Source organism: Shimwellia pseudoproteus (assembly GCF_016415625.1).
GTDB classification, from domain to species: Bacteria; Pseudomonadota; Gammaproteobacteria; order Enterobacterales; family Enterobacteriaceae; genus Shimwellia; species Shimwellia pseudoproteus.
The window spans coordinates 1-10,823 of sequence record NZ_WBXP01000073.1; the positions used below are offsets into that span (position 1 = coordinate 1).

Genomic DNA, 10,823 nt, shown 5'->3' on the forward strand with positions numbered 1-10,823 from the left:
TGACGAAAGCAGGTATGCCTGAAAGTGTGCGTATTGCCTGAAAACACAACCCGCTACGGGGGAGACTTACCCGAAATCTGATTTATTCAACAAAGCCGATAGCACTCTGTTTTACTCAATCCTTTTATCCCGGAGGGGAAATAATGGGTAATTTTCTGCCGTTCTCTCGCCCGTCATTGGGCGAAGAAGAGTTTGATGCGCTAAAACAGGTATTGCAATCCGGCTGGCTAACGACCGGGCAGCATAATCAGGCGCTGGAAACGGCATTTTGCCAGCTCACCGGTAATCGTTATGCGATTGGCGTCAGTTCCGCCACCGGCGGAATGCATGTCACGCTAATGGCTCTGGGTATTGGCCCCGGCGATGAGGTCATTACCCCGTCAATGACCTGGGTGTCCACCCTGAATTTAATCGAACTGCTCGGGGCAACGCCGGTGATGGTGGATATTGACCCGGATACCCTGATGGTAACCCCCAAGGCGCTGGAAGCGGCGATTACCCCGAAAACCCGGGCTATGATCCCGGTGCACTATGCCGGGGCCCCGCTGGATTTGGACCCGATTCGCTCTCTCGGCATCCGCTATGGGATCCCGGTCATTGAAGATGCCGCCCATGCCGTCGGCAGCTATTACCGGGGGGCGCACGTAGGCAACCGGGGCACGGCAATATTTTCTTTTCACGCCATCAAAAATATCACCTGCGGCGAAGGGGGAATGGTGGTCACGGATGATGAGCAGCTTGCCAGCCGAATCCGTAGCCTTAAATTCCACGGGCTGGGTGCCGATACGTTTAATCGCGAAACCCAGGGCCGGGCCCCCCAGGCAGAAGTTATTACGCCGGGGTTTAAATATAACCTTACCGATATGAATGCCGCCCTGGCGCGGGTGCAATTAGGGAAGCTGAACCAGTTTAACCAACGCCGGGGGGCGATTGCCCGGCAATATCTTGCCGCCCTGGCGGATACGCCGTACCGGCCGCTGGCATTACCGGCCTGGCCCCATCATCACGCCTGGCATTTATTTATTATCCGGGTTGATGAGGCCACCTGCGGAATAAGCCGTGATGCCCTGATGGCGGAATTAAAAGCCCGGGATATTGGCACCGGTCTTCATTTTCGTGCTGCCCATACACAGAAATATTACCGCCAGAAGTATCCGGCGGTGCAATTACCTGTCACCGAATGGAATAGCGCCCGTATTTGTTCTTTACCTCTTTTCCCGGATATGACCTATGAAGACACAACCCGAGTCATCACTGCACTGCGTGAACTTGCGGGATGCTGATATGTTTATCGCCCCGCCGATTCACAAAATTTCCGTGGTTATCCCGGTATTTAATGAGCAGGAAAGCCTGCCCGCGCTGATGCGCCGTACTGAGGCTGCCTGCCAGCAGACCGGGAAAGATTATGAAATCCTGTTAGTTGACGACGGCAGTGCCGATGACTCAGCTAGCCAAATCACCCTGGCGGCGGAAGCTGAAGGCAGCCACATCGTGGCGGTACTGCTTAACCGGAACTATGGCCAGCACTCCGCCATTATGGCTGGCTTCAGTAATGTTACTGGCGATCTGATAATCACCCTCGATGCCGATTTACAGAACCCGCCGGAAGAGATCCCCAACCTGGTGGCCGCCGCAGAACAAGGGTTCGACGTAGTAGGAAGCGTGCGCCAGCAGCGCCAGGATAGCTACTTTCGTAAGGTCGCCTCACGAATGATCAACCGGCTGATTCAGCGCACTACCGGTAAGGCGATGGGGGATTACGGCTGCATGTTGCGTGCCTACCGGCGGCATATTGTTGAGGCGATGCTCAACTGCCATGAGCGCAGCACCTTTATTCCAATCCTTGCTAACACCTTTGCCCGCCGCGCCACGGAGATCCCAGTAAGCCACGCCGAGCGGGAGTTTGGCGATTCGAAATACAGCGTGATGCGCCTGATCAACCTGATGTATGACCTGATCACCTGCCTGACCACTACGCCACTGCGCTTGCTCAGTGTGCTGGGCAGTGTGATTGCGCTGTGTGGATTTGGCTTCGCTATTTTGCTGGTGATCCTGCGTTTCGCGTTTGGCCCCCAGTGGGCAGCAGACGGGGTATTTATGCTGTTTGCCGTGCTGTTTATGTTCACGGGGGCGCAGTTTGTCGGCATGGGACTGCTGGGCGAATACATCGGCAGGATCTACAACGATGTGCGCGCTCGCCCGCGCTATTTTATTCAACGTGTTATCCGCCAGGACGGCGAGAATAAAGAGAAAGTGAATCAATGAAAGCGGTTGTTTTCGCCTATCACGATATGGGATGCACGGGTATCCGTGCGCTGCTGGCGGCCGGTTACCAGATTGCGGCCATTTTTACCCACAGCGATAATCCGGGAGAGAACCGCTTTTTTGGTTCCGTGGCGCGGCTGGCGGCCGAGCAGGGGATCCCGGTCTTTGCCCCGGATGATGCCAACCACCCGCTGTGGATAGCGCGTATCCGTGCGATGGCCCCCGATGCTATCTTCTCTTTTTACTACCGGCAATTGCTCGGTGATGACATCCTCGCCTGCGCGAAAGCCGGGGCCTGGAATCTGCATGGCTCATTATTGCCAAAATACCGTGGCCGGGCGCCCCTTAACTGGGTGCTGGTTAACGGGGAGCACACCACCGGTGTCACATTACACCGGATGGTACATCGCGCGGATGCCGGGGATATTACCGGCCAAAAAGTGGTGCCCATCAGTGATGATGACACCGCCTTCACGCTGCACCAGAAACTCTGCGCTGCCGCACAGGCGCTCTTAGGTGATTTGTTACCCGCGATTCGGGACGGGCGGGACGCCGCGACGCCACAGGATGAGCAACAGGCAACCGTGGTCCGCGGCCGCAGCCGGGAGGATGGCCTCCTGGTGTGGGATAAACCGGCCCGCACGCTCTATAACCTGGTTCGCGCCGTTAGCGATCCCTGGCCTGGGGCATTCGCCTATGCGGGCAATAACACGTTTATTGTCTGGTCCTCCCGGGTACGTAATGATCTTCCCGCCGCGCCGCCGGGAACGGTGATTTCCACCGATCCGCTGGTGATCGCCTGTGGGGAAGGGGCGCTGGAGGTTGTCACCGGGCAGGCGGGGAGCGGTGTCTATATGCAGGGGGCACAGCTGGCCCTGGCGCTGGGGCTGGTGCCCGGGGCTCGGGTTGCCAGCCAGCCGGTTGGCGCGGCGACACGCCGCCGTACCCGGGTGCTGATCCTCGGGGTAAACGGGTTTATCGGCAACCATTTGACGGAGCGGTTATTACAGGACGACGGGTATGAAATCTACGGCCTGGATATCGGCTCTGACGCCATCGCGCGTTTTATGGGTTGCCCGCGCTTTCATTTTGTTGAAGGGGATATCAGTATTCACTCGGAGTGGATTGAATACCATATTAAGAAATGTGATGTGGTGTTGCCGCTGGTGGCCATCGCCACCCCGATTGAGTACACCCGCAATCCGCTGCGGGTCTTCGAGCTGGATTTTAAAGAGAACCTGAAAATTATTCGCGATTGTGTGAAATACCACAAACGCATTATCTTCCCGTCGACCTCAGAGGTCTACGGGATGTGTACCGATCCCCAGTTTGATGAAGATACTTCCAGCCTGGTGGTGGGGCCAATCAGCAAACAGCGCTGGATCTATTCTGTTTCCAAGCAATTGCTGGACCGGGTACTCTGGGCCTACGGCGATAAAGAAGGGCTGCGTTTTACTCTGTTCCGGCCATTTAACTGGATGGGCCCACGGCTGGATAGCCTTGATGCTGCCCGTATTGGCAGCTCCCGGGCGATCACCCAGTTGATCCTCAATCTGGTGGAGGGCTCGCCAATCAAGCTTATTGAAGGCGGTAGCCAGAAACGCTGCTTTACGGATATTAGCGACGGTATCGAAGCGCTATTTCGGATCATTGAAAATAAACACGGCCAGTGTGATGGCCAGATTATTAATATTGGTAACCCGGATAACGAGGCGAGTATTAAAGGGCTGGCGGAGATGTTGCTGGCAAGTTTTGAGCGCCATCCGCTGCGCCACCGTTTTCCGCCTTTTGCCGGTTTCCGGGACGTTGAAAGCAGCGACTATTACGGCAAAGGGTATCAGGATGTGGAGCACCGCAAGCCCAGTATCCGTAACGCCAAACGCTTACTGGAGTGGGCGCCGACGGTGGCCATTCAGCAAACGGTGGATCAAACCCTGGACTTCTTCCTGCGCAGCATCGAACCGAACGAGTCGCCATGATGACCACCCGTGTTGGATTACGCATTGATGTGGATACGTTCCGCGGTACCCGCTGCGGCGTACCGCGCCTGCTGGAGATCCTTGATAAGCATCAGGTGCGGGCCAGCTTTTTTTTCAGCCTTGGCCCGGACAATATGGGGCGCCATTTATGGCGCCTGGTTAAGCCGACATTCCTGTGGAAAATGCTGCGCACCCGGGCCCCGTCGCTGTATGGCTGGGATATTTTACTGGCCGGGACCGCCTGGCCGGGGCGGATAATTGGCCAGGCGAATGCGGCTATTATTCGTGAAACCGCCAGGGAGCATGAGACCGGGCTACATGCCTGGGACCATCACGGCTGGCAGCGCAGTGTCGCCCGCTGGTCCACTGCGCGGTTAGAGCAGGAGATTGCCCGGGGCGTGACCGCGCTGGAGACTATCACCGGCAGACCCGTGACGAGCTCTGCGGTGGCCGGATGGCGGGCGGATGGACGGGTAATTAACGTCAAACAGGGGTTCAACCTGCGCTATAACAGTGACTGCCGGGGAAGCGGGCCGTTTTTACCGTTGCTCTCTGATGGCGCTACGGGGACAGTCCAGATCCCGGTGACATTACCGACCTGGGACGAGGTTGTTGGTACCCAGGTGAGCGCGGCGGATTTTAACGCCTTTTTACTTAACCAGATCCGCCAGGCAGAGGGCATTCAAGTGTATACCATCCATGCGGAGGTCGAAGGCGGTAACTTCGCCCGGCAATTTGATGATTTATTGACCGCAGCCCGCCAGCAGGGGGTAGCGTTTTGCCCACTCGGCCAGCTATTACCCGCCGATCTGTCCACATTGCCCCTGGGGCGTGTACGGCGTGGTTTTATCCCCGGCAGGGAAGGATGGGTGGGCGTTCAGCAACCGGCAGAGCATTGATCATGATGACCACAAGACAACGATATTACTGGCTGGCTGCCGGTGTCCTGCTTTACGCGCTGTATTATCTCTTTCCTATCGACTATCGCCTGCTGTGGCAGCCGGATGAAACGCGCTATGCGGAAATCAGCCGCGAAATGCTGGCCACCCGGGAGTGGATCGTGCCGCATTTTCTCGGGCTGCGCTATTTTGAAAAACCCATTGCCGGTTACTGGATCAACGCTCTGGGGCAGTGGTTGCTGGGCGATAGCAATTTTTCCGTACGTTTCGGGGCCATATTCTCAACAACACTGAGCGGATTACTGGGCTGCTGGCTTGCGTGGTCGTTATGGCGCGATCGCCTGATCTCGCTACTTTCCGGGATTATCTTCCTGAGTGCATTTCTGGTGTACGGGGTGGGCACCTATGCGGTGCTGGACCCGATGATCACCCTGTGGATGACCCTGGCAATGTGCAGTTTCTGGTGGGGGGCTCAGGCCACCACGCCGGGGGGCAAAGCCGGGGGATACCTGCTGCTGGGCGTTGCCTGTGGTTTGGGGGTGATGACCAAAGGATTCCTGGCGCTGGCGGTGCCGGTGATTGGGGTTTTACCCTGGGTTATCGCCCGCAGACGCTGGGGGGAGGTGCTGCGCTGGGGATGGTTATCCGTGGTGGTGGCGGTGCTGGTGGTCTTGCCCTGGGGGATGGCCATTGCCCGTAAGGAGCCTGATTTCTGGCACTATTTCTTCTGGGTCGAACATATTCAGCGTTTCGCCATGAGTAATGCGCAGCATAAAGCGCCGTTCTGGTATTACCTGCCGGTCTTTATCCTCGGCAGCCTGCCCTGGCTGGGGCTATTGCCCGGGGCGCTGCGGCTGGGCTGGAAAGAGCAGCATAACGATAGGGGAGCTCTGTATCTGCTGGGCTGGATTGCGCTACCGCTGCTGTTTTTCAGTATCGCCAAAGGCAAACTGGTGACCTATATCCTGCCGTGTTTTGTGCCGCTGGCGCTCTTGATGGCCCGCTATGTGGTGGTGGTGGTCCGGGCACATACCCCCCGGGCGCTGAAGATGTTGCGGGCTAACGGCTACATTAATGTGCTGGTGGGGATGGTCGGCAGTATTGCGGCGCTGGCGCTGGCCCCGGTGTTTTATTCCCGCCCTCCCTTATGGGATGTCCCGGAGCTGTATAAATGCTTCCTGGCGCTACTGGCGTTTATGGTCTGGGGGCTGATGGGCTGGCTGGCGACCCGGAATGTTGCCCGGCGCTGGCCGCTGGCGGTGCTTTGCCCGCTGGGGGTGGCGCTGGTCTTCGGGCTGGCGGTGCCGGAGCGCATTATGGCCAGTAAAACCCCGCAGCAATTAATTGCCCTTACCCGGGAGCCGTTACAGGAGAGCCGCTACGTGCTGAGTAACAGCGTGGGGGTGGCGGCCGGGCTGGCGTGGGAACTTAAGCGCAGCGATATTCTGCTGTATAGCAGCCGGGGTGAATTGCAATACGGGCTGAGTTATCCGGATAGCGAGGGGCGGTTTGTCACGGCCCATGAGTTCGCCGGCTGGCTGGCCCAACACCGCCAGGAAGGCCGTATCTCCCTGGTGTTGCGGATTGATAACGAGGCGCAGCTGGAGAGCCTGCCGGTGCCGGATAATCGTTATATTCTCGGGCGTATGGCGCTACTGGAGTATCTGCCGCAATGACCGGCTGGCTATTGCTGGCTGCCGCCAGCCTGTTGAGCTGCATGGGGCAGCTTTGCCAGAAGCAGGCGGCGCTGATCCCCGCAGATGCCCGCGCACGCCGGCGGGTAGTCATCTTGTGGCTGGCCCTGGCGCTGGCGCTACTGGGGGCTGGAATGCTTCTGTGGCTGGGGGTATTGCAGCGCCTGCCGGTAGGGGTCGCTTACCCGCTGCTGAGCCTGAACATTGTCTGGATCACGCTGGCGGCCCGGTTGCTGTGGCATGAGCCGGTATCGCTGCGTCACTGGCTGGGGATTGGCCTGATTATCGCCGGGGTTATCCTGGTGGGGAGGAGTGTTTGAAAGGGCTGGGCTGGGCGGCGGGCAGCGTTGTGCTGGTGAGTATTGCGCAACTGGTATTGCGCCAGGCTATGCTTCAATAACAGATAGCGGGCTGGTGTTTGCCCGCGGCGGGGGGCTTCTGCTGCTGGGGGCCGGGTTGTTTTGTTATCTGGCCTCGATGGGGTGCTGGTTTATGGCGTTGCGCCGGATGGCACTCAGTAAAGCATATTCGGTGTTAAGCCTCAGTTATGGGCTGGTCTGGGGGGCGGCGATTGTGTTGCCGGGCTGGCAGGAGCAGTTTCACTGGTCCGGTGCCCTGGGGGTGTTGCTGATTGTGGCCGGGGTGCTGGTGATTTTTGCTCCCCGCCGGGCGGATTAAGCACGCCAAACGTTTTTCCGGGAAAGGATAAGCCTGGGGCGTGAGGATAAAAAAGGCCCTGCCTATGCAGGGCCTGAATTTTTGCCGCGTGTTCTTATCAGAAAGAACGGTGGAAGTTGGCAATCGGCAGTACCGGTACCGCAGCGTTAGTCGCCACGTTGATAAGACCTATCTGCAAGCCTTCCAGGTTATTGGTCACGTTGACCAGACCAATCTGGAAGTTAGTCGCGCTGGCGGCGTTCACCACACCGAAGTCAAAGGTGCTGTTGCCGGTTGACACGTTGATGGCACCCAGGTTCATCCCGTTGACGTTGTTAGCCACGTTGAATGCACCGAGGTTTAAACCGGTCACGTTATTGGACAGGTTGATGGCACCCATATTGAAACCGGTCACATCGCCAGTCCAGTTCAGGGCACTGATGTTGGCCCCGGTCATATTGCCGGATTTGTTGAACCCGGCCACGTTCAGACCGTTGACATCACCAGAGACGTTAACGATACCGGCGTTCAGGCCAGTGATGTTACCTTCGCTCCAGTTACCCAGGGCACCGATATTAACGCCTTTAACGTCCGCGGTGTGGTTCAGTAAAGAGACGTTAACCCCTTTAGTGTTACCGACCGTCCAGTTGAACGGCGCCACGTTAACCCCTTTCACTTCGCCGCCGGTGTAGTTCGCGATACCGACAACGTTAACGCCGTGAATGTTGCCTTCGGTGTCGTTACCCAGGCCGACGGTGTTCAGACCAGTGACGTTACCGGTAGAGTAGTTACCTAAACCGGCCAGGTTCCAGCCGGTAACATTGGCGGTGGTGTTCGCCAGGCCGAGGTTCAGACCGGTCATATCGGCGGTACCGCTGTACAGACCAACGTTAGCACCGGTCAGGTTACCCACCTGGTTTGCCAGGCCGATGTTCAGGCCATTATCTTCGCCGCCGTGCCAGTTAAACAGGTTCAGCGCCATCCCGTTCATGCCGTTACGAATATGGTCGCCACCGACACCGAGTTCCAGGCCATTGAGTTTATCCATTTCGGAGTAGCCGAGAATGGGCATATCAACACCGTTTACTGTGCCGGTCTGACCGTACAGGAAGGTGCCGTGAAAACCATTCACGACGGTGTCTTCCGGCAGGTTACCGAAAGAAGACAGCTGCACCGGAGCCGCATAGCTGGCGCCGGACACCAGCGCACATGACAGTAATAAACCTAGAGTTGAACGTTTCATTTTTTATCCCTACTTTTCTTATCCAGAAAAATTCTTAGTATGATGGCCGCGTTAACGGAATGGTTTTATTAACTGCAAAGGTATTCGCAGTGCATTAAAAATGCTCAAATAAGTAGCACCATATAAACAGCTGACCCATAGGATATAAAATACCGCCCTGTGTTAATAAGGCTTTGCGAAATGTGCCACTAAGAAACTGCTGAATGAATGAATTGTGCTTATCGGGTGATGTCAAGGGGGGAGTGCCAGGTGTGTGGTTGTGTAAGGTAAGTAAAAGTGTTTTTAAAAACCTTATTTATCAATGTGTTGTAATTTTATCTTTCAATTGGCAGTTTCCGTTAAAATAGTTAAACGAGATCGTGATTTTTTTAGCAAATAGTCTGGGTATCGTCGTGATCTACATTTATTTTTGGTGGGTATTTTGTCTTTATCTGCTATTTCAGCGCAATTATTATTCGCTGCTATTATTGGCAGGGGTGCAGGGTGCTAATCATAAAATAACGACTGTGGCGGGGAAAGTATAGCGTCGCTGACCGGCTAAATATGTCAAAATGTATATCTGCGGCTGAATGAAAAGTGATAGTGGCTGGACCAGTGTAATAGTGATGCTGATCTGCGGGCGGTATTTTACCCCGTTGTGGTACAGGTATAGTATCGTGGTCCATAAGGGGGGGCGTGACAGAGGGGTTGCAACTGGCATATCCGGGGAGAGACCCGGCAGGGATAAACAGGACGGTGATAGGCTGCAGTTGAGCCCGGCCAGGTGATATTCGCAAGAGCAGTAAAGGAATAGTAACGTCCCGTGGGGGAGCTAAACATCATGATGATTCAAGGGCGAAAATAATCAATAATCCAATGAAACTTAATAATCCAATAACCATTGCAATGTATTTTCTGTAAAACCAGGCAATGTCTGGGCTATCTAGCCCCTTAAAAAATTTAATTTCCTCTGCTGTTAAGGTCTTTTTTGTTGCGCGTGATTTTGTAAAAAACAATGCACAAATTAAGTAAGACTCCTTATAGCTCCAAAAGAACAGACCACCATTTTTCCCAATAGTCATTGAACATGGAATATAGCCAAATTGGCTACTGAATTTTTCGGCGATAACATCAAACTTTTTTTCTGTTAGTTTTCCATAAAGTAAATAAAATAGTAAAGATAATAAAAACAAGGATGATAAAACGATGATAATGAAATCGATGAGTTTCATTTAGCCTCCCCGATCACGTTATATAGTGAGTTAGCTACTTTTTCTCCTCCCCAGCTACCGGCCTCCCCACCAGCGTACCCTAAAGCCCCGCCGGCTAAGATCGTACAAACTAAACCGCCCGTGCCAGCCGTTCCGATGCCAATAGCGATACACAGCGGTACAGCAAGCGAACCGGTTAACATGCCACCACCAACGCTCCCAGAAAAACGGCCTATTTCCTTGTATTTCGTCCTGGAGCACTCAGCTTCACGACCTACTGAGCATGCCGCATATATCTCATTGATTGAGTGCGCTGCACTGAATCCTATACCGATGTAGCCAATGTATTTCATCGCGTTAACATATTTCGCTGCACGTTCGATATGCGTTGCATAACCGTCAATGTCATTGACTCCGGTTTCATTCCATTTGTGTGTAATAGCGCGGGTGGAGAGGCCAAGAGCATTTTTTATTTTTGTATATTCTCCTAACTTCATTACTTTATTCAGAAATCCGACGTTGAGCTCTGCCTCAAGCGCTTTAAACAACTGGTTACGTCTTATATAAAATTGCTCACCAATTAATGCACCTCGTGTTATATAGGTGTTTTTATAAGTCTCCTGGATTTCTTTTAGGATCTTTTCGATATTATCAAAGTATTTCCCAACAGGATCAGCAGCAAGGCCAATTCCCGTCTCAGCGTAGCTGGAAAAATTGGCAATTACGGCGTAATGATTATGCAGGAAGCTCGCTTGCTGGTGCGTCAGCGGTTCCAGCGCGGCATCAATGTGTTGTTTAGGGCTTTGTTGAATAAATCAGATTTCGGGTAAGTCTCCCCCGTAGCGGGTTGTGTTTTCAGGCAATACGCACACTTTCAGGCATACCTGCTTTCGTCA

At 54.6% G+C, this 10,823-nt stretch carries 9 protein-coding genes and 1 pseudogene; 7 read left to right on the forward strand and 3 right to left on the reverse strand.

What is annotated here, in order from left to right; translation table 11 throughout:
* Positions 1-143 precede the first annotated feature (143 nt).
* The 7 genes and pseudogenes from arnB to arnF all read left to right on the forward strand — a co-directional run bounded on the left by arnB (position 144) and on the right by arnF (position 7,515).
* Positions 144-1,283 carry a UDP-4-amino-4-deoxy-L-arabinose aminotransferase gene (gene arnB, locus F9C28_RS18865; protein WP_199016824.1) on the forward strand — a complete coding sequence of 380 codons (1,140 nt, stop codon included), beginning with the start codon at positions 144-146 and terminating at the stop codon, positions 1,281-1,283.
* Position 1,284: 1 nt separating this feature from the next.
* The gene (gene arnC, locus F9C28_RS18870) at positions 1,285-2,265 is read left to right on the forward strand and encodes an undecaprenyl-phosphate 4-deoxy-4-formamido-L-arabinose transferase (RefSeq protein WP_199016828.1); all 981 of its coding nucleotides are present in this window, start codon (positions 1,285-1,287) and stop codon (positions 2,263-2,265) included.
* Complete coding sequence (arnA, locus tag F9C28_RS18875; protein WP_199016825.1) at positions 2,262-4,244, forward strand: bifunctional UDP-4-amino-4-deoxy-L-arabinose formyltransferase/UDP-glucuronic acid oxidase ArnA; 1,983 nt, start codon at positions 2,262-2,264, stop codon at positions 4,242-4,244. Before arnC ends, arnA begins: the two co-directional genes overlap by 4 nt.
* Positions 4,244-5,143 carry a 4-deoxy-4-formamido-L-arabinose-phosphoundecaprenol deformylase gene (gene arnD, locus F9C28_RS18880; RefSeq protein WP_199016829.1) on the forward strand — a complete coding sequence of 300 codons (900 nt, stop codon included), beginning with the start codon at positions 4,244-4,246 and terminating at the stop codon, positions 5,141-5,143. Before arnA ends, arnD begins: the two co-directional genes overlap by 1 nt.
* Positions 5,144-5,145: 2 nt before the next feature.
* Entirely contained in the window at positions 5,146-6,819 is a 1,674-nt protein-coding gene (arnT, locus tag F9C28_RS18885) for a lipid IV(A) 4-amino-4-deoxy-L-arabinosyltransferase (protein ID WP_408641538.1), read from the forward strand.
* Positions 6,816-7,157 carry a 4-amino-4-deoxy-L-arabinose-phosphoundecaprenol flippase subunit ArnE gene (arnE, locus tag F9C28_RS18890; protein WP_199016826.1) on the forward strand — a complete coding sequence of 114 codons (342 nt, stop codon included), beginning with the start codon at positions 6,816-6,818 and terminating at the stop codon, positions 7,155-7,157. The genes arnT and arnE overlap by 4 nt, the downstream gene beginning before the upstream one ends.
* Positions 7,154-7,515: pseudogene (gene arnF, locus F9C28_RS18895) on the forward strand (4-amino-4-deoxy-L-arabinose-phosphoundecaprenol flippase subunit ArnF). Before arnE ends, arnF begins: the two are co-directional and overlap by 4 nt.
* 97 nt (positions 7,516-7,612) lie before the next feature.
* On the opposite strand, the gene F9C28_RS18900 reads toward arnF, so the two are convergent.
* The 3 genes from F9C28_RS18900 to F9C28_RS18910 all read right to left on the reverse strand — a co-directional run bounded on the left by F9C28_RS18900 (position 7,613) and on the right by F9C28_RS18910 (position 10,475).
* Positions 7,613-8,737, reverse strand: a complete 1,125-nt coding sequence (locus F9C28_RS18900; protein WP_199016827.1) for an LA_2272 family surface repeat-containing protein — start codon at positions 8,735-8,737, stop codon at positions 7,613-7,615.
* A gap of 818 nt (positions 8,738-9,555) precedes the next feature.
* The gene (locus F9C28_RS20260) at positions 9,556-9,948 is read right to left on the reverse strand and encodes a hypothetical protein (protein ID WP_233149173.1); all 393 of its coding nucleotides are present in this window, start codon (positions 9,946-9,948) and stop codon (positions 9,556-9,558) included.
* Positions 9,945-10,475, reverse strand: coding sequence for a hypothetical protein (locus tag F9C28_RS18910; protein ID WP_233149174.1), 531 nt, complete (start codon positions 10,473-10,475; stop codon positions 9,945-9,947). The genes F9C28_RS20260 and F9C28_RS18910 overlap by 4 nt, the downstream gene beginning before the upstream one ends.
* Between the last annotated feature and the right edge of the window lie 348 nt (positions 10,476-10,823).